At 70.1% G+C, this 17,094-nt stretch carries 17 protein-coding genes; 7 read left to right on the top strand and 10 right to left on the bottom strand.

Translation table 11 applies throughout. The annotated features are described in order from the left end of the window. Nucleotides 1-38 precede the first annotated feature (38 nt). From IE247_RS09665 to IE247_RS09635, 7 genes are all read right to left on the bottom strand, one after another. A complete protein-coding gene (locus IE247_RS09665) occupies nucleotides 39-470 on the bottom strand; it encodes a hypothetical protein (RefSeq protein WP_190122576.1) in 432 nt (143 codons plus the stop codon). Beyond that, a complete protein-coding gene (locus tag IE247_RS09660) occupies nucleotides 467-2,350 on the bottom strand; it encodes a SulP family inorganic anion transporter (protein ID WP_190122575.1) in 1,884 nt (627 codons plus the stop codon). The genes IE247_RS09665 and IE247_RS09660 overlap by 4 nt, the downstream gene beginning before the upstream one ends. Nucleotides 2,351-2,467: 117 nt before the next feature. Further along, nucleotides 2,468-3,070 carry a carbonic anhydrase gene (locus IE247_RS09655; protein WP_190122845.1) on the bottom strand — a complete coding sequence of 201 codons (603 nt, stop codon included), beginning with the start codon at nucleotides 3,068-3,070 and terminating at the stop codon, nucleotides 2,468-2,470. A 336-nt stretch (nucleotides 3,071-3,406) separates the two neighbouring features. Then, nucleotides 3,407-4,066, bottom strand: a complete 660-nt coding sequence (locus IE247_RS09650) for a response regulator transcription factor (protein ID WP_190122574.1) — start codon at nucleotides 4,064-4,066, stop codon at nucleotides 3,407-3,409. Continuing rightward, nucleotides 3,969-5,450 (bottom strand): sensor histidine kinase, encoded by a 1,482-nt coding sequence (locus tag IE247_RS09645; protein ID WP_190122573.1) that lies wholly within the window; start codon nucleotides 5,448-5,450, stop codon nucleotides 3,969-3,971. The genes IE247_RS09650 and IE247_RS09645 overlap by 98 nt, the downstream gene beginning before the upstream one ends. A gap of 41 nt (nucleotides 5,451-5,491) precedes the next feature. Next, entirely contained in the window at nucleotides 5,492-6,004 is a 513-nt protein-coding gene (locus IE247_RS09640) for a hypothetical protein (RefSeq protein WP_190122572.1), read from the bottom strand. A 248-nt stretch (nucleotides 6,005-6,252) separates the two neighbouring features. Next, nucleotides 6,253-6,726, bottom strand: a complete 474-nt coding sequence (locus IE247_RS09635; protein WP_190122571.1) for an anthrone oxygenase family protein — start codon at nucleotides 6,724-6,726, stop codon at nucleotides 6,253-6,255. A 202-nt stretch (nucleotides 6,727-6,928) separates the two neighbouring features. On the opposite strand from IE247_RS09635, the gene IE247_RS09630 reads away from it, so the two are divergent. After that, a complete protein-coding gene (locus tag IE247_RS09630; RefSeq protein WP_229868963.1) occupies nucleotides 6,929-7,633 on the top strand; it encodes a DNA-binding response regulator in 705 nt (234 codons plus the stop codon). Between the two features lie 28 nt (nucleotides 7,634-7,661). On the opposite strand, the gene IE247_RS09625 is transcribed toward IE247_RS09630, so the two are convergent. Further along, nucleotides 7,662-8,549, bottom strand: coding sequence for an ABC transporter permease (locus tag IE247_RS09625; RefSeq protein ID WP_190122570.1), 888 nt, complete (start codon nucleotides 8,547-8,549; stop codon nucleotides 7,662-7,664). After that, the gene (locus IE247_RS09620; protein ID WP_190122569.1) at nucleotides 8,546-11,293 is read right to left on the bottom strand and encodes an alpha/beta fold hydrolase; all 2,748 of its coding nucleotides are present in this window, start codon (nucleotides 11,291-11,293) and stop codon (nucleotides 8,546-8,548) included. Before IE247_RS09620 ends, IE247_RS09625 begins: the two co-directional genes overlap by 4 nt. A gap of 234 nt (nucleotides 11,294-11,527) precedes the next feature. Here IE247_RS09620 and IE247_RS09615 point away from each other — a divergent pair, with 234 nt between their 5' ends. After that, nucleotides 11,528-12,730, top strand: a complete 1,203-nt coding sequence (locus tag IE247_RS09615; RefSeq protein ID WP_373305535.1) for a S8 family peptidase — start codon at nucleotides 11,528-11,530, stop codon at nucleotides 12,728-12,730. Nucleotides 12,731-13,423: 693 nt separating this feature from the next. Here the strand turns inward: IE247_RS09615 and IE247_RS09610 are convergent. Continuing rightward, on the bottom strand, nucleotides 13,424-13,645 hold the full coding sequence (locus IE247_RS09610; RefSeq protein WP_190122567.1) for a hypothetical protein: 222 nt from the start codon (nucleotides 13,643-13,645) through the stop codon (nucleotides 13,424-13,426). Between the two features lie 369 nt (nucleotides 13,646-14,014). Between IE247_RS09610 and IE247_RS09605 the strand changes: the two genes are divergently transcribed. The 5 genes from IE247_RS09605 to IE247_RS09585 all read left to right on the top strand — a co-directional run bounded on the left by IE247_RS09605 (nucleotide 14,015) and on the right by IE247_RS09585 (nucleotide 16,854). Next, the gene (locus IE247_RS09605; RefSeq protein ID WP_190122566.1) at nucleotides 14,015-14,851 is read left to right on the top strand and encodes a helix-turn-helix domain-containing protein; all 837 of its coding nucleotides are present in this window, start codon (nucleotides 14,015-14,017) and stop codon (nucleotides 14,849-14,851) included. Then, nucleotides 14,844-15,047, top strand: coding sequence for a DUF397 domain-containing protein (locus IE247_RS09600; RefSeq protein WP_190122565.1), 204 nt, complete (start codon nucleotides 14,844-14,846; stop codon nucleotides 15,045-15,047). The genes IE247_RS09605 and IE247_RS09600 overlap by 8 nt, the downstream gene beginning before the upstream one ends. Nucleotides 15,048-15,318: 271 nt before the next feature. Continuing rightward, on the top strand, nucleotides 15,319-15,525 hold the full coding sequence (locus tag IE247_RS09595) for a hypothetical protein (RefSeq protein ID WP_190122564.1): 207 nt from the start codon (nucleotides 15,319-15,321) through the stop codon (nucleotides 15,523-15,525). After that, on the top strand, nucleotides 15,506-16,027 hold the full coding sequence (locus tag IE247_RS09590) for a DUF6879 family protein (RefSeq protein ID WP_190122563.1): 522 nt from the start codon (nucleotides 15,506-15,508) through the stop codon (nucleotides 16,025-16,027). The genes IE247_RS09595 and IE247_RS09590 overlap by 20 nt, the downstream gene beginning before the upstream one ends. Beyond that, nucleotides 16,024-16,854, top strand: a complete 831-nt coding sequence (locus IE247_RS09585; protein ID WP_190122562.1) for a helix-turn-helix domain-containing protein — start codon at nucleotides 16,024-16,026, stop codon at nucleotides 16,852-16,854. The genes IE247_RS09590 and IE247_RS09585 overlap by 4 nt, the downstream gene beginning before the upstream one ends. Nucleotides 16,855-17,094 lie beyond the last annotated feature (240 nt).

Here is a 17,094-nt window from a genome sequence, read left to right as displayed (position 1 = left end):
TCCGCGGGCGGCGCTCCGGGGTGCGCCGCCCGGTCGGCCTAGGCCCGGCCCGGCGGCCGGGCGGGGTCGGTTCCGAGGTCGGGTCCGGGGGCGGGGTCGGGTCCGGGGTCGGACGCGATGACGGGCGGGGCCGGGTGCGTCACACCGTCGCGGGGCGGCAGGGAGTACGAGGGCCGTCGGTACGCGGGCCGGTGCTGCGGCCTCGGTCCCGGCTCGGCTCCGGCGGGGTTCTGCGGTGCGGTGAGGAAGTGGTGCATGGACCGCAGGAACTCGAAGAGCGGGTCCTGCTCACAGGGTCCCGCGGCGCCCGGTCCCCGGCCGGTCGCGGTGCGGCCGGGCCCGGGACGCCCGGATCCGTGCCGCTCCGGCGCGGCGGACCGGGGGCGGCCGGTCTGATGGCGGTGATGGGTGAGGTCGCGCAGGTCCTTTAAGTGGAGCGCGTCGGCGAGCGCGGTTCGCAAGGGCTTCATCGCCGCGTCCCTTCGCCGGAGTTCCGGACCGCACGCTCGTCGTGGGCGGCCGGGAGCGGCTCGCCCTGGGACGGGATGTACGCCGGCTGCGGCGCGTGGTGCGGCTGGGGGTGTACGGGGCGGGTGTTGCCGGGTCCGTGCGAGCCGTGTCCCGAGGGGTGCTGCCGGGCGTGCGGTCCGCCGTGCACCAGATGCGCGTGGGTCGGCGCGTGGTAGTGGGCGGGTTCGAGCTCCGGCGCGTGGGGGCGGGCCGGCTCGGAGGGCGACGAGGAGGCGGCCCCGACGGTGTCGGGCAGCCGGTCGTGCCGGGCGTCGACGGTCTCGTCCATGGTCTCCTGCTCCTCTGCGGACTTGGGGGTCGCGTCGCCGGGGAGGAGGACCTCCACGTACTCGGCTCCGGCTTTGCGGTGCTGGTCGGCCCACTCCTCGATCTGGCTGCGGCAGGCGAGGTCCAGGTGCGAGATGCCGGTGCCGTCCACGAGGACCCGGTTCTCGCCGGAGAGGGACTCCAGGGTGTCGATGAGCCGGGGCAGCCGGAGGAAGGTCGCGTTGCCCTTCAGCTCCAGCCGGGTCAGGTCTCCTTCGACGGTCTTGCGGACGGTCATCTTCGACATCCGCATGGCGGTGAGGATGACCGCGAGCGCGAGGCCGATCAGCACTCCTTCGAGGAGGTTGGTGACCACGATGGCCAGGGTCGTGACGAACATGACCGCGCCCTCGGCCCGGTCGGTCTTCCACATCTGCGCGAACGCGGGCGGGTTGAAGAGCTTCCACCCCGCGTGGAGCAGCACACCGGCGAGGATGGTGATGGGGATGAGCCCGAGCATGCCCGGCAGCAGGAGACCGAAGCCGAGGAGCCAGACTCCGTGCAGGATGCGGGAGACCTTGGTCTTGGCGCCGGCCTGGACATTGGCGGCGCTGCGCACGATGACGGCGGTCATGGGCAGCGCGCCGAGGAAGCCGCAGATGGTGTTGCCGACGCCCTGGGAGAAGAGTTCCTTGTTGTACTTGGTGCGCGGCCCGGTGTGCATCCGGTCGACGGCGGCGGCGCTGAAGAGGCTCTCGGCCGAGGCGATGACCGTGAAGGTGAAGATCATGGTGAGAATGGCCGGGTCGAAGATGCCGCCCATGTCCGAGGGACCGACGAAGTCGATCGCCGTCAGCATGTTGTCGAAGGCGACCTTCTTGATCTCGAAGCCGGGCAGTGCGGCGATGGCCGAGCCGAGGATCACCGCGACCAGGGGCGCGGGGACCTTGCTGAGCGGCGCGGGGACCTTCCGCCAGAGGAAGCAGAGGGCGACCGCCATGACGCCCAGGAGCAGGGCCAGGGCCTTCTGGCGGTCGCTGACGACATCGGCGACCAGCTCGGGGAGCCCGGCGATGTTCTTCAGGGCGGTGCCGAGCTGCGGGGTGTCCACCACCGCGTAGATCTGGCTGAGGATCAGGGGGACTCCGATGCCCGCGAGCATGCCCTGGACCACGGAGACCGAGATGGACTGGAAGATCCGGCCCATCCGGAGCAGGCCGAGGCCCATTTGCAGCAGGCCGGAGATGAGGACGACGGGGCCGAGCATCGCGACCCCGTGTTCGTTGACGAACCCGAGGACGAGGACGGCGAGTCCGGCGGCGGGCCCGCTGACCTGGAGGCTGCTGCCGGGGAGAAAGCCGACGATCAGACCGCCGACGATGCCGGTGACGATACCGAGGGCGACATTGACACCGGAAGCGGCCGCGACTCCGATGCACAGGGGCAGGGCTACGAGGAAGACGACGATCGAGGCGGTGAAGTCCGCACTGAAGGAACCAGCGAGAGAGGGGGAGGAGCCGGGCTGACCGGCGGGCTTGCCGCTTCTCGCATGCCGCCCAGCACCGGGACGCATTCGTTCAGTCGACACAGTAATCCTTTCGCCGCATCCGCTCGCCGAAGAGCTGGGGGGTACTCGCGCACGGCGGGCGGGTGCGTGTGGGGGGTGGGGGAGCCTGACGGCCCGGGAAGGTCAGTTCTGGTGGAACTCTCCGCGCAGCTCGTCGAGTTCGAGGACCTCGGCCGTGTCGACGCGGTAGTACCAGCCGTGCAGCTCCAGCCGGCCCTCATTGATGGCGTTCTGGACCTTGGGGTAGCCGCGCAGGGTCTCCAGCTGGGCGGAGACATGGCGCTGGACGTAGTCGGCGAAGGCGAGGTCGTCCGGTGGGGTGCCGAGCATCGGGGCGAGCGCGGGCCGGGCGAAGGCGACCCACTCGGCGACGCTGGGCAGCTCGGTGAGGTCCGCGTCGCTCGCGAGCGCTCCCACGGCTCCGCAGTGGGAGTGGCCGCAGACCACGATGTCCTGGACCCTGAGCACATCCACCGCGTACTCGATGGTGGCGGCCTCCCCGGACTGCGCGCCCGGGCCGTAGGGCGGGATGATGTTGCCGGCGTTGCGCAGTTCGAAGACCTCGCCGGGGGCCGAGCCGGTGATGAGGCTGGGGATCACCCGGGAGTCGGAGCAGGTGATGAAGAGCGTTCCCGGGTTCTGACCGGACGCGAAGCCGCGGAAGGTGTCGCTCTCGGGGGCCATCCGGTGGCGGAAGTTACGCGCGTTGTCGAGAAGATGCTTCAAGATCATCACTCCTGACGGGGACCCGCTGGGGGGCGGGGACGGGAGGGACGCCCGGCGGTGGACGTCTTGGCCCGGAAGCATGCGCCCGAGTGATGAGTCATCTGTGAGATCACGGTGAGAGAGTTCTCATGGCCATGACAACGATGTCGAGCAGGCGGATTGATCCCTTACAAGGGAGATCAACCCATTCCCCCGTAGGCGGCGTTGAACGGAGAGTCACCACCCGCACAAGGGCTGATTCAGGTACTTGTCAGCATCCGGACCGACTCGGCCGAGCCGCGCGCCCGGCCCGTGCGGGGACGGGACCGAAGCCCCGCACGGGCCCGTGGCCGCCGTTCAGGCCCGCAGCCGGTACCCGACGCCGCGGATGGTCTCCACCCGGTCGGGCCCCAGCTTGCGCCTCAGATACCGCACATACACGTCCACGATGTTCGACCCGGGGTCGTAGTCGAAACCCCAGACCCGGCTGAGCAGCTGTTCCCGCGTCAGCACCTGGTCGGGGTTGCGCAGAAAGACCTCCGCGAGGGCGAACTCGCGCGCCGACAGCTCGGCCACCCGCCCGTCCACATGGACCCGCCGGGTGCGCAGATCCAGTACGAGGTCCCCCACCCGCAGCACCGAGGCCTCCGGCCCCGCCTCCCCGCGCAGTCGCAAGCGGACCCGCGCAAGCAGCTCCTCGAAGGCGAACGGCTTGGAGATGTAGTCGTCCGCGCCGCCCTCAAGACCGGCGACCACGTCCGAGACACTGTCCCGGGCCGTCAGGATGACCACCGGAAGGGTCACCCTCAACTCCCGCAGCTTGCGCAGCACGGTGAGCCCGTCGACGGCGGGCAGGCCCAGATCGAGGATCATCAGATCGCAGTCGCCGGCCCGGGCTATCTCGTACGCCGAGAGTCCGTCACCGACCACGGCGGTGACGAAGCCATTGCTGCGCAGGCCTTTTTCCACGAAGGAGGCGATTCCCGCTTCGTCCTCCGCTATCAGGATCCGGTGCATGATGTCCTCTCTGCCAGGGGTAGAACGCCGGCAAGTCCAGTACGAACCGAGCGCCTCCGGTCTCGGCGTCCTCTACCCACGCGGTGCCGCCGTGCGCCTCGGCGATCTCGCGCACGATGGCGAGACCGAGGCCGATGCCGGTGCCCGCCTGCGCGGGCGAGGTGACCCGCCCGGCCTGCACGAACCGGCCGAAGATCCGGTCCCGGTCCACCGGGCCGACGCCCAGACCGGTGTCCCGGACCCAGAGCAGCACCCGGCCCTCCTGGACCGCCGAGCCCATCTCGATGAGATCGCCGTCCAGCGTGTGCCGGACCGCGTTCGCCGCGAGCTGGATCAGCCCCTGGGTGAGCCGCTGCCCGTCGACCAGGACGGTCGCCTCGGAGACGGCGGCCACCCGCCAGTGCCGGTTGCCCAGCGCTCTGGCCTTGGCGACCACGTCCACGATGAGATCGGTGAGGTTGGTCTCGCCGACCGTCAGGAAGTCCGGCCGCTCGGCCTTGGCCAGCAGCATCAGATCGTCGACGATGCGGCTCATCCGGTCGAGTTCGTCGACCAGCAGGGTGCGGGTGCCCGTCTGCTCGTCGAAGCCGCCGTCCTCCATCAGCTCCAGATGGCCCCTGACCACGGTGATGGGGGTGCGCAGCTCGTGCCCCACCTCGTCCAGGAACCGCCGCTGGGTGGTGAAGGCGCGCTCCAGCCGGTCCAGCATGTGGTTGAAGGTGTGCGCGAGGGCGGCGACATCGTCGTCGCCCTGCACATCCAGCCGCTGGGTCAGATCCGACTCCCCGATCCGGGCGGCGGTCTGCCGTACGAGACGGATCGGGGCGAGGATCCGTCCGGCGACCAGCCAGCTTGCGAGCCCGGCGCATACCAGCGCCACAACGGCGGTGGCTATCAGCATTTTGGCCACCCTCCGCTCCTCGCTGAGCTGACGGTCGCGGAACTCCAGCACCACCAGGCGTACGTCCTTGGGGTCCCCGGCCACCCGGACCGGGACCACGCCGTACCGCACCTTGCCCACCGGGGAGTCGAGCCAGCCCACTGTGGTGCCGCGCAGGCTCGCCAGTTTCTCGACCACGGCGGGATCGCGGTCGAAGTAGTGCGGCACGGGCGCCGGACTGCGCCGGTCGGCCTTGCCGTCGACGATGCTGAAGAAGGTCTCCTCCCGTCTGGGCAGATGGACCGTCATGAACTGGGTCAGCAGCGACGCCCCGTCGCGGAAGGGCTGTCCGGTGGTCGAGTCCGTCGAGGCCCTCGCGAACCGGCGGAGCTTCTCGACCTCCAGTTGGAGCTGCTCGTCCATCTGGCTGTCGAGCTGCGCCTGCCAGACGACGGTGATGCCGATGGTGGGCGCGGCCAGCGCGGCGCTCACGAGGAGCATCATCCATCCGACGATCCGCGACCGGGCGCTCGCTGTTCTTCGTTTCACGACTCGCCGTCCTCATCTCCGTCTTCACCCTCACCACCGGAGATCTCTCCGCTGCCGCCCCCGCCGCCGTCGGCGGCGCCCTCCTCCTCGTCCTCGTCCTCCTCGTCGATCTCCGGTACGGGGATCGAGTCCGAGCTGTGCGGCGGGGGAAGGGTGCGCACGGGCCGGCCGCCGGACTGGCGGGAGGCGGGCTTCGCGGACTTCGCGGACTTCGCCGGGGGACGGCCGGAGGGGCTCGTGGAGGCGGAGGCGGAAGCGGAAGCGGAAGGCGACGCGGGAGTGGTCCGCAGCCGCGAGGACGAGGGTAAGGAGGGCGACATCGGCGACGGCGTGGCCTTGCGGCGGGCCGTGGCCGAGGGCAGGGGGCCCTCCTTCGGATGCACGACGATCGTGGGTCCGAGATCCAGCGGCCTTCCCGGCCCCTCGGCCCAGCCGTGGCCCGCGAGCAGTCCCGCTCCGGCCAGGGCGCACACCATCGTCACCGCCACATGGGATTTCCTCGGTGTCATGCGGAGAGTGTGCTTCCTGAATCGAACAGTCGATTGAAAGAGGAGAGGTTTCTCATATCCCGCGCGCACCGGCGCGCACCTGGGGAAACCGGTCGGTAAGTCACCTTCTTCTGCACCCTCTTGAGGTCGTCGGCCCATGGCGGGGGGATAGCTGTCGGACGGGTCGATGGAAGATACGCGTCCGGGCCGCCGATGACTCAACGAACCTCGGGTGATTACCCGCGTAGACCGCCCGGGTCCGGTCGCCGTCACCAGAGCGCGGCGGCGACCAGCAGGGCGAAGGCCGCGACCGTGAGGAGCGTGCGGACGAGATGGAACCGGTTCCAGCGGGGCTCGAAGGCGGCGCGCGCCTCACGGTCCGGGGTCCGGTCGCCGGGGGCCCCGCTCGCCGCGAGGGCGTTGTTGAGGGGGACGTTCCCGGCGACGGTGACCAGGTGGTTGAGGATCGCGCAGAGCAGGCCGGCGACGATCAGCCCGCGCTGGAGGCCGGTGCGTCCGGCGGCCGGGAAGACCAGCGCCAGCGCCGGGAAGACGACGATCGAGACGAAGGTCAGCAGGAACAGCGGCCGGGGCACCACCTCGTTGATACGGCGCATGGCCGCCAGGAACTGTTCGTCGGTGAGCCGGGCGAGGGCGGGCATGACCCCCGTGCGGAAAGTGAGCATGAAGCCCGCGTACAGGCCGTTCGAGACGATCGCGAGTGCGAGCAGGAGGGTCGGCATGGCGAACATCATGGCCGGGCAAGGGTGTTCGGCGCGCGATCACCGGCGCCCGCCGTGAGCCCCCGTACCCGCCCGTACCGCCGTACCCGACGTGCCCACCGCGCGCACTTGTCACGGCGTGCTGTCGTGTGAGTACATTGAGTACGCGCGTGGTTCGTGGGGACGGCCCGCGCGTCCGCACGGACAGCGGGGGTGCTGCGCCATGCCGTTGGCGATGATTCGGGGTGCCGGGCTCGGCGGGGAGCTGTCGCGGTCCGTTCCGCGGGAGACGCCGGGGCAGCCGGTGCACGGGGCCGAGCGGATCGGGGCGGTGCTCAGGGGCCTGGTCCGCTCCGCGGGCCGGGAGCTGCTCGGCTTCGAGGATCCGGCCGGCCCGGCCGGTCAGGACGTTCCCGGGGCCCTCGCGCACTCGCTCGGCGAGTGCGTCCACGAGTCGGCGCTCCGGAGCACCACGATCCGGTGGATCGCGCCCCGGCGCGGGCTGGCGCGGCTGGCGCACGCGGGGCAGCCCTGGCACCACCCGGGCGAGGCCCGGGTGACGGACACGATCCCCTTCGCCATAATCGTCGCCGACCGCGCCGTCGCCGCCGTTCCGCTCGATCTCGACGCGTACCACAAAGGCATGCTGGTGATCCGGGACCGGGTGGTGGTCCGGGCGCTGGTGCGGACCCATCGCGCCTGGTGGGAGCGGGGCGAGGAGCCGGGGACACCGCCCGGGGCGCTGCCCGCTCATCTCCGCGCGGTGCTCCAGGCCCTGCTGGCGGGGCTGACGGACGAGACCGCCGCGGTCAAGCTGGGCGTCTCGGGGCGTACCTACAGCCGCCGGGTGGGGGAGCTGCTCGCCGCCCTCGGCACGACGAGCCGCTTCCGCGCGGGGGCGGAGGCGGCTCGCCGGGGGTGGATCTGAGAGGCCTGAGTGGATACAGGCCTCCGGGTCAGGACACGATGTCCTTGCGGGAGAAGCTGCGGAAGGCGAGCGCGAACAGGATCAGCGCGTACGAGACCGAGACCGCCGCGCCCTTCACCATGCCACCCCACTCCAGCTCGGGCTGGAGCGCGTCGATCCAGGCGAACTGCCAGTGGGCGGGGAGCACCTCGCGCCAGTCGCCGAGCGCGGTGACCGCGTCCAGCACATTGCCGACGATCGTCAGCCCGACCGCGCCGCCGACCGCGCCCAGCGGGGCGTCGGTCTTGGTGGAGAGCCAGAAGGCGAGGCCCGCCGTGACCAGTTGGGAGAGGAAGATGAAGGCCACCGCCAGGGCCAGCCTGGGCAGGGTCTCGCCGGTGGCGAGGGAGCCGCCGGTGGGCAGCTTCAGCGGGCCCCAGCCGTAGGCGATGGTCCCCGTCGCCAGGGCGACCACCGGCAGCAGCACCATCGCGGCGGCGCTGAAGCCGAGCGCCACAGCCAGCTTGGACCAGAGCAGCCGGGCCCGCGGGACGGGCGCGGCCAGCAGATAGCGCAGTGAGGACCAGTTGGCCTCGGAGGCCACGGTGTCCCCGTGGAACAGCGCGACCGGCACCACCAGCAGAAAACCGGCGGAGGCGAACAGGCAGGTGGCGGCGAAGTTGACGCCGGAGGCGGTCGCCGTGTCCATCAGGGTGATACGGGTGTCGCCCTCCTCCCCGCCGGGAGAGCCGCCGATCGCGAAGGCGGCGACGAGCACCAGCGGCAGGGCGGCCAGTATCCCCGCCATCACCATGGTCCGCCGGCGTTTGAGCTGCCGTACCGCCTCGACGCGCAGCGGCAGGGTGTGCCGGGCGCGGTAGCCGGGGGCCGATTCGGCCGGTGTGGCCGGTGTGGCCGATTCGGTCAGCGTGCTCATGCGGAACCTCCGATCAGGGTGAGGAAGGCGTCTTCGAGACGGCGGTGGGGGCCGACGCCGGTCAGCGGGACGTCCAGCCGGACGAGTTCGCCGATCAGCTCGTTCGCGGTGCTCCCGTCGAGCCGTACCAGCACTCCCCCGTCCACCTTGACGACCGAGCCGATGCCCGGCAGCGCGGCGATCTTCTCCGTCAGGGGTACGGAGAGTTCGGCGGCGGTGGTGACCAGCAGGGTGTCTCCCCCGCCGGTGATCTCCGCGACCGGTCCGGCCTGGATCAGCCGGCCCCGGTCCATCACCACGAGATGGGTGCAGGACTGCTCGACCTCGGAGAGGAGATGGCTGGAGACGATGACCGTACGGCCGCCGGCCGCGTAACGGATCATGACGTCCCTCATCTCGCGGATCTGCGGCGGGTCGAGGCCGTTGGTCGGCTCGTCGAGGATGAGCAGATCCGGCATGCCGAGCATGGCCTGCGCGATGGCGAGGCGCTGCCGCATGCCCTGGGAGTAGGTGCGCACGGCGCGGGCGAGGGCGTCGCCGAGTCCGGCGATCTCCAGGGCCTCCTCGATGTGGGCGTCGTCCGCGGGGCGGCCGGTGGCCCGCCAGTACAGCTCCAGATTGTCGCGGCCGGTCAGATGCGGCAGGAAGCCCGCGCCCTCCACGAACGCGCCGACCCGGGAGAGCACCGGGGCGCCCGGGCGGATGGCGTGGCCGAAGACGCGGATCTCGCCCTCGTCGGGCCGGATGAGGCCCATCAGCATCCGCAGGGTGGTGGTCTTGCCCGCGCCGTTGGGGCCGAGCAGTCCGAGCACCTGCCCCTTCTCGACCCGGAAGGACAGCTCCTTGACGGCGTAGCGCTCGGAGGACTTGGCGTACCGCTTGGCCAGGCCGGTGATCTCCAGCGGGACCTCGGCGAGTCCGGGCTCGGGCGGCGGGGCCGTAGTGCGCCTGCGGGCGGTGAGCAGCAGGGCGGCGGCGATCGCCGCGGCCCCGAGCGGGAGGCCCCAGGTCCACCAGGGCCAGCCCGCGGCCTGGGTCTTCACGCCGGGCGCGGTGGGTACGGACAGCTCGCCCGAGCCGGTGAGGCCGACGGTGTAGCGGGCGGGGGCGGCCGGGGAGGCGTAGCCGAGGTCGGTCGCGGAGAGCACCAGCCGCAGCCGGTGGCCCGCGTCGATCTCGTGGTCGACGGCGGGCAGGGTCAGGGTGACCTCCTTGCCCCGGCGCGCGTCCTCGATCCGTACGGGGGCGACGAGCTGGGAGGGCAGCACCTGCTGCCGCCCGTCGGGGCCGACGTCGTACACCTTCCCGAAGAGGACCGCCTCGCCGGTGGTGGAGGCCACCTTGACGCGGACGGTGGGCGAGCCGGTGATCCGCAGGGGCCGGGTGAGCGGCCGGGAGTCGAAGCGGGCGTGCTGGCCGGGGAAGTCGAGGGAGAGTCCGATGCCGAGGGAGGAGAACTGTCCGAGGCCGCCGCTGAGGCCGGGGACGGCGGAGATCGCGGGCGGGGCCGCGCCCGCCGGGTTGGAGAAGCTCTGCTCTCCGGCGGTGAGCGGGACGGCGCGGACATCGCCGCGCAGGCCCGGGTAGCGGCTGCCGTGCGCGCCGCGCAGCAGGGCCTGTCCGTCGGTGGAGTCGACGCCTCCGGCGCGGCTGACCCGGAAGGCGGGTCCGGTGTCGGCGTCGGTCTCGCCCTTCAGATGGCGGTCGAACCAGGCGTTGACCCGGCTCTCGACGCGGTCGTTCTCGCGGTCGCCGCCGTCGTGGCCGCCCGCGGTCCAGTCGACGGAGACCGGCGCGCCGTTGGCGCTGACGGCCTTGGCCATGGCGTCGGCGTGGCCGAGGGGGAAGAGGGAGTCGGCCTGGCCCTGGACGATCAGGGTGGGGACCTTGATCCGGTCGCCGACGGCGGAGGGGCTGTGGCTCTCCAGCAGTGCGCGGGCGGCCCGGTCGGGCTTGCCCGCGACGGCGACCCGCTCGTACAGGGCGCAGATCTCGGGCTGGAAATTTCCGCAGCCGGCGGGGTTGGCGGGGCGGTCGCGGCGGTCGGCCGGAGCGCCCGGAGCACCGGTGGCGGGCCCGGTGGGAACGCCTGCCTCCGGAAGGCGGCCACCGGACGCGCTCGGGAGGGAGCCGCTGGAGAAGAAGATGCCCGCCCAGAGCTTCTTGAAGACGCCGTCGGGGAAGAGGGCGTCGGCGAGGTTCCAGTAGGTGAGGGAGGGGGCGATCGCGTCGACGCGGTCGTCGTGCCCCGCGGCGAGGAGGGAGACCGCGCCGCCGTAGGAGGTGCCGGCGATGCCGACGCGCGGGTCGCCCTTGGCGTCGAGCGCTATCTCGGGGCGGTCGGCCAGCCAGTCGATCAGCCGTGAGACGTCCTTGACCTCGAAGTCGGGGTCGTTGAGGCCGATCCGGCCGGTGGACGCGCCGAAGCCCCGGGCGGACCAGGTGAGCACGGCGTAGCCGTCGCGGGCGAGCCGCTCGGCCTGGGCCCGGACATCGTCCTTGCTGCCGCCGAAGCCGTGCCCGAGGAGCACCGCCGGGCGGCGGCGGTCCTTGTCGCCCGAGGTGAAGTACGAGGTGTCGATCCTCGCCCCCGGCATCTCCCGCACCCGGTCCTCGCGGTGCACGCTCGGGGCGTCGTCGTCGGCCGCCGCGGCCTGGGCGCCCGCGCCGGCGAGGACGGCGACGGCGGCGGCCCCGGCGAGCCATCGGCCTCGGCGGCGGGGCCGGGGAAGTCGGATCTGCATGGTCAAACCCTATGCGGAGCCGCCGGGGGCGTTCGGCGGCCTCCGGGCGGAGCCCGGCGGCCTCCCTCCGGAGTACACGGGCCCGGCGGCTACGCCGGGTGCGGTACGGGCCACGGGCGGGCCATGCACGACTCTTGTGTCATGTCTCATGTCAGGGGAGGCTGTTCGGCGCGCACCGCACCCAGGCACCACGCACACCCGTACTTGCCCGTGATCCGGTCAACGAAAGGTCAGGTGCACCAGATGAGATCCTCCGCCCGCCGTATCGGCGCGCTGCTTCCCGCGATCGCCCTCACGGCCGGTCTCCAGCTCGCCCTCTCCCCCACCGCGCACGGCGCGACCCCGCCCGCCCCGGCCCCCGCCGACCTCCGGCTCGCCCCCGCCGCCACCGCAGTGGCAGACGGCTGGATCGTCGTCCTGAAGGACGGCTCCACCCGCGCCGCCGATCTCGGCGTCACCCCGAAGCACACCTACCGCAGCGCCCTCAAGGGCTTCTCCACCACGATGTCCACCGCTAAGGCCCGGCGGCTGGCCGCCGATCCGCGCGTCTCCTACGTCGAGCAGGACGCGAAGGTCTCCCTCTCCGCCACCCAGACCAACGCCACCTGGGGCATCGACCGGATCGACCAGCGCAATCTGCCGCTCTCGACGACGTACACCTACAACACCACCGGCGCGGGGGTGAACGCGTACATCATCGACACCGGCATCCGCACCAGCCACAGCGAGTTCGGCGGGCGCGCCACCGTCGGCACCGACACCGTGGGCGGCGGACAGAACGGCCAGGACTGTCAGGGGCACGGCACCCATGTCGCCGGCACCGTCGGCGGCACGGCGTACGGCGTCGCCAAGAACGTCAACCTCATCGCCGTACGCGTACTGAACTGCCAGGGCTCCGGCACCACCGCCGGGGTCATCGCGGGCGTCGACTGGGTGACCGCCAACGCCAGGAAGCCCGCCGTGGCCAATATGAGCCTGGGCGGCGGAGCCAACACCTCGCTGGACGCCGCCGTGCGGCGGTCCATCGCCTCCGGCATCAGCTACGCGGTCGCCGCGGGCAACGGCAACGCCTTCGGCCAGCCCCAGAACGCCTGCAACTACTCCCCCGCCCGCGTCACCGAGGCCATCACCGTCGGCGCCACCGACAGCTCCGACCGCAGGGCCTCCTTCTCCAACTTCAACAACTGCCTCGACCTCTTCGCCCCCGGCGTGAGCGTCACCTCCGCCTGGCGCACCAACGACACCGCCACCAACACCATCTCGGGCACCTCCATGGCCGCCCCCCACGTCGCAGGCGTCGCCGCCCTCTACCTGACCTCCAACCCCTCCGCCACCCCGGCCCAAGTCCGCGACGCCATCGTCAACAACGCGACGACCGACAAGGTCCAGGACGCTCGGACCGGCTCCCCCAACAAGCTGCTGTACTCGCTCTTCTAGCCCCTCACGGGCCCCGGGTGCGGACGTTTTCGCCCGTACCCGGGGCGAGCGCCGTGGCCGGGGGCGCGGCTTCAGGTGTTCCTGTTGGGCGCCTTGTCCTGTACGTGACTGCCGGACAGGGCGCACCGGGTGCCCGTGGTCGTGGCGAGGTGGTCGTTGAGACGGTTTCGGCTGACGTCGGCAACCCGTCCGCATCGAGGGTCGGGACAGCGGATCGCCGTTACGGCTCCGGTTTCACCGTCCCTGTGTACGTGAGTGTGAGCGGTCGGGGGTGCGTTGTGGGCGCGGACCTCGACGCCCCAGCGGGTGAGGCGCGCCGAGAGCCAGGGGGCGTGTACGTCATAGATACGGGCGATGGCTCTGAGACTCTCGCCCCGGGTGTAGCGGTCGATGACGGTGTCCCGGTCGGCGACGACGCGTTCACGGGCCGCTGCCTTCTCCTCTGCCGTACGGCGTGACACTGCCCTGCCTCCTGTTTTTGTGTGTACGGGGTGGCCCCGGCCGCCGCGTGGGTACCGGGGGGGGCGGCCGGGGCCGGGGAACGGGCCACCGGGCCCGCTCCCCCTTCCCCCGGCCAGGCGTCGGCCGTCCGGCCGGGGGGTCCGCCGCTCCGCGCGATCTTCCGCAGCGCCGGGGGACGCTGCCGCGCAGGAGCGGGGTCTCATGGGGGTCGCGCCCGGCGTCAGCCGGTCATTACCACGCCCTCTTCCGACTGTTGGCGTTCCGCTCGGCGACCGCCGCCGAGAGCCGGTCGGCGTCCGTGGCCAGGCGTACGCCCTCCTGCGGCGCTTCCCACTCCAGCCCGCCGTCCACCGGCCGGAGCGCGTAATGCGTCCCGCACTCCGCCATCACCACCCCGACCGCCCTGGCCTCGATGTCGTACGCGATGTCCCCCACCGCGAGCCCGCCGCCCATGCCGCCTCCGCACCTCGATGCGGCCCCACCGCGACCACCGCGCGGGGCCCGCCGATTCCTGTACTCCGTAAGCCCGTCCAGCAGCTCCCGCACCAGGGAGCGCGTCACCGGGGGCCATCCGTCAACAGGCCGTACGGAAAGCCACACCAGCCGCTCACCCGATGTCCGGTCATCGGCTCGTAAGACCAGAACCGGCCCAGGGGGTGCGGGAACGCCGCGCACTGGGGCTTCCTGTCTGTCCGGGAATGCGCTCATGCCAGACACCGAATACTCCTCTCCGTAGCACGGCGACTACTGGGGGATGTCAGAGTGGCCTAGAGGTGGAGCGCCTTCAACCTGTCCGGACCATGGGAAGACTTGAGTTGGATCATGAACCGTAAAAAGCTCGACCCTGCGTCGTCACCGCGCGCAGCCTTTGGCATGCAACTGCGCAGCTCACGTGAGACACGTGGTTGGATTCAGGATGAGCTGGCCGAACGCATGGGGTGTTCAGGGACTCACATTTCCGCCGTAGAAACGTGCCGCAAGTCCCCCACACAGAAGTTTGCCCGGAAGGCTGATCTAGCACTCGGCACTGGCGCGACCTTTGAGGTCATGTGGCAGGCGATCCGGGGGACAGTCCTGCTGGAGGGGTTCCCTGAGTACCTGAGGGAGGAGGAGAAAGCCGTCAAGCTCCGCACGTTTGAGCTTGGAGTAATCCCCGGTATCTTCCAGACTCCGAGCTACGCCAGCGCACTTGCGCAAGCAGACGTCGAGCGAGGGGCCATCCCGCCCGCATTGGCGGCCGAGCGGGTTGCACTGCTGAGGACACGTCAGCGGCGGCTGCTTGAGGCGCGCAACCGCCCTTTGGTGTACGCGGTGCTGGACGAAAGCTGCCTGTCCCGTTTGGTGGGAGGTCGGGACGTGATGGCGGAGCAACTGGACGAACTCGCACGACAATCCCAGTCGCCAACCGTGACGGTCCAGGCTGTCCCATTCACCCATGGAAATCTGCGTCCGCTGCTGCTACCGGCAGTGCTGCTGACTATGCGAGATCGAACAGTCTTCGGTTATACGGAGTCAGCAAGTCGGGGGTACCTGGAGCGAGATGACGTGCTCATACAAGCTTGGGAAAGGGCCTACGATCACCTTCAGGCGGGCGCGCTGTCCCCAGCGGCCTCCCTGAAACTCATCACTGCACATCGGAAGGAACTCCCACATGGTTGACCTGACCATGGCCCAGTGGGCCAAGTCGTCCTACAGCCAGCAGGGCGGCAACTGCGTCGAGTGGGCCCCTGACTACGTGTCCACCACCAGCATCGTCCCCGTCCGGGACAGCAAGAACCCGGCCGGGCCGACCCTGATGGTCTCCCCCTCGGCCTTCGCCGGCCTGGTGACCCTCGCGCGGTCCAGCGCCGTCTAGGCACCACCCGTACAACACCACCCCGAGCCCCGCCGTTTCCCATCTTCCGGAACGGTGGGGCTCGGTCGTGCGGTCGCTATGAGGGACGGAAGCCGTACGGCGTAGCCAACCCCAACCTCGCCGGCCGACGCGATCCGGCCTACCTACGCGGTTTCCTGTTCCCTCAACTGTGATCACTTGACCCTCCCGCCACGGGGCCGGGAGCATCGAACGGACACAACCGAAGGCCTCACCGCAAGGGCGCGCCAGCGCCGCTACCAAGGGGGACGGCATGGCAGTGACACGGCTGGTCGGGGAGTGCGAGAAGGGGACGTGCGCGACGCTGTACCGCGTCGACGGCACGGGGAACCTCCTGGTGCAGGGCTACAACACGACGGACGCCGAGACCGCCGGTCTGGACGTTCCGGCCGGTGAGACCGTGGTCCGCATCCCCGCAGAGATCATCGAGAGGTACGCGCGTGAATATCTCGCCCGCTGAGTTCGAGAAACTGTTCTCCGCCTTCCGCCGGGAAGCCTTCCGGCTGGAGACCTTGGACGACTACAGCGGATCATCAGACGCGGAGATGATCCGTGCGTTCCTGGCCGGTGAGCCTCAGCCGGACAACTACAACCAGGAATGGTCCGACGAGGTACGCGGGAACATTGAAGCGGGAAAGCGCATGTACCGCGTCCACATCATTTCGCGACCTATGACGGACTATCTTCGGTTCGAACTTGGATGGGGATATAAGAAGAACGCCAAGGCTGGTGAAGAGTTCTTCATCCTGGACACCACGAATCAGCCGAACCCGCTCGAAGGTGTTCCGGACTTCTGGATGTTCGATGAATCGTCCGTCGTCTCCATGAACTATGCCGAGGGCGGAAAATTCCTCGGCGCGGAATCCCACACCAGTCCTGCTGAATGGCTGGAACGGCGAGACGCAGCCCTGAGCCGGGCTGTACCTTTTGCTGACTGGTGGGAGCGGTACGGGGAAGCGTGAACGGAACAGACCTGGGCAGAGCGCTGCGGGAATTGCGAGTAGCCAGCGGAAGGCAGGCGAAAGTGGTTGCCCGCAGCGCAGCCATGTCCCCAAGCAAGCTGAGCAAGATTGAGAACGGGGCGCTGGCTCCGAGCGTCCTCGATGTAGAGCGTGTTCTGACAGCCTTGGAAATTCCTAAGGAGGTGAAGGAGCAGCTGGCCGAGGCAGCCCGGCAGGTGGCCACCGAGGCCACCGCTTGGCGCATCTATCGGCGCACCGGCCTGCACAAGCACCAGGAAGAGATCCATGCAATAGAGGCTCAGACAACCCTGCTCAGGGTGTTTCAGCCCTCCTGCATCCCTGGACTGCTTCAGACTCCCGAATATGTGCGGGGAGTCCAGAAAGGCTCGGAACTGACTGATGATGCTCTTGAGAAGATGATCGGGGCGCGTCTGCGCCGCCAGGAAGTCCTGTACGATCGATCCCGCGCATTCGAATTCCTGATCACGGAATCGGTCATCAGGTGGAAGCTGCTCCCGGCCCCGATGATGGCCGCGCAGCTGGACAAGCTCATCGCCATGTCTCGAATGCCAAACATCCGGATCGGGATTGTTCCTCTCTCTGCGGCCATGCCTGGACTTCCCACATCCTCGTTCGTCCTGTTCGACGGTCGGCTCGTGATCGTGGAAATCCCGCACGCTGAAATCACTACCAGTGAGATGCGGGACATCGAGCTGTACGTGGACAAGTTCCAGATGTTCGACCGTGTAGCCCTTTCAGGTGAAGGTGCGCGGGACCTCGTCGCAGGTGTCCGAGACGACTTCTTGAGGGAACAGGAAACCGCCTAGAACCAAGCCTTTCGCTCGTACACCATTGGCTGCCGATGCACGAAGACGGCAGCGAAGGGGTGCGACATGGCGAGGGCGAAGAGGGCAGAGGTTCCTGAGTTCGACCGGGACGCGTGGGAGTGCTTGCCGACGATGCTGGAGTCCCCCGTTGCCTTGCGGCGCGGGCGGGATCTCGTCAGTCCTGAACTATTCGAGAAGGTGTCCGAATTCTGTGCGGAGGAATACGGTCACGAGCTGTCC

The sequence above is a fragment of the Streptomyces inusitatus genome, assembly GCF_014651115.1.
Taxonomy (GTDB): Bacteria; Actinomycetota; Actinomycetes; order Streptomycetales; family Streptomycetaceae; genus Streptomyces; species Streptomyces amakusaensis.
Note: the sequence above shows the minus strand (reverse complement) of the source record. Positions and strands in the feature narration are given on the sequence as shown.

Bases quoted from the DNA above. Each gene is read 5' to 3' on its own strand.
- IE247_RS09640 (WP_190122572.1), bottom strand. From the start codon at position 6,004: ATGACACCGAGGAAATCCCATGTGGCGGTGACGATGGTGTGCGCCCTG.
- IE247_RS09635 (WP_190122571.1), bottom strand. From the start codon at position 6,726: ATGCCGACCCTCCTGCTCGCACTCGCGATCGTCTCGAACGGCCTGTAC.
- IE247_RS09645 (WP_190122573.1), bottom strand. From the start codon at position 5,450: ATGATGCTCCTCGTGAGCGCCGCGCTGGCCGCGCCCACCATCGGCATC.
- IE247_RS09610 (WP_190122567.1), bottom strand. From the start codon at position 13,645: ATGGGCGGCGGGCTCGCGGTGGGGGACATCGCGTACGACATCGAGGCC.
- IE247_RS09600 (WP_190122565.1), top strand. From the start codon at position 14,844: ATGGTTGACCTGACCATGGCCCAGTGGGCCAAGTCGTCCTACAGCCAG.
- IE247_RS09650 (WP_190122574.1), bottom strand. From the start codon at position 4,066: ATGCACCGGATCCTGATAGCGGAGGACGAAGCGGGAATCGCCTCCTTC.
- IE247_RS09660 (WP_190122575.1), bottom strand. From the start codon at position 2,350: ATGCGTCCCGGTGCTGGGCGGCATGCGAGAAGCGGCAAGCCCGCCGGT.
- IE247_RS09630 (WP_229868963.1), top strand. From the start codon at position 6,929: ATGCCGTTGGCGATGATTCGGGGTGCCGGGCTCGGCGGGGAGCTGTCG.
- IE247_RS09625 (WP_190122570.1), bottom strand. From the start codon at position 8,549: ATGAGCACGCTGACCGAATCGGCCACACCGGCCACACCGGCCGAATCG.
- IE247_RS09620 (WP_190122569.1), bottom strand. From the start codon at position 11,293: ATGCAGATCCGACTTCCCCGGCCCCGCCGCCGAGGCCGATGGCTCGCC.
- IE247_RS09595 (WP_190122564.1), top strand. From the start codon at position 15,319: ATGGCAGTGACACGGCTGGTCGGGGAGTGCGAGAAGGGGACGTGCGCG.
- IE247_RS09605 (WP_190122566.1), top strand. From the start codon at position 14,015: ATGAACCGTAAAAAGCTCGACCCTGCGTCGTCACCGCGCGCAGCCTTT.
- IE247_RS09665 (WP_190122576.1), bottom strand. From the start codon at position 470: ATGAAGCCCTTGCGAACCGCGCTCGCCGACGCGCTCCACTTAAAGGAC.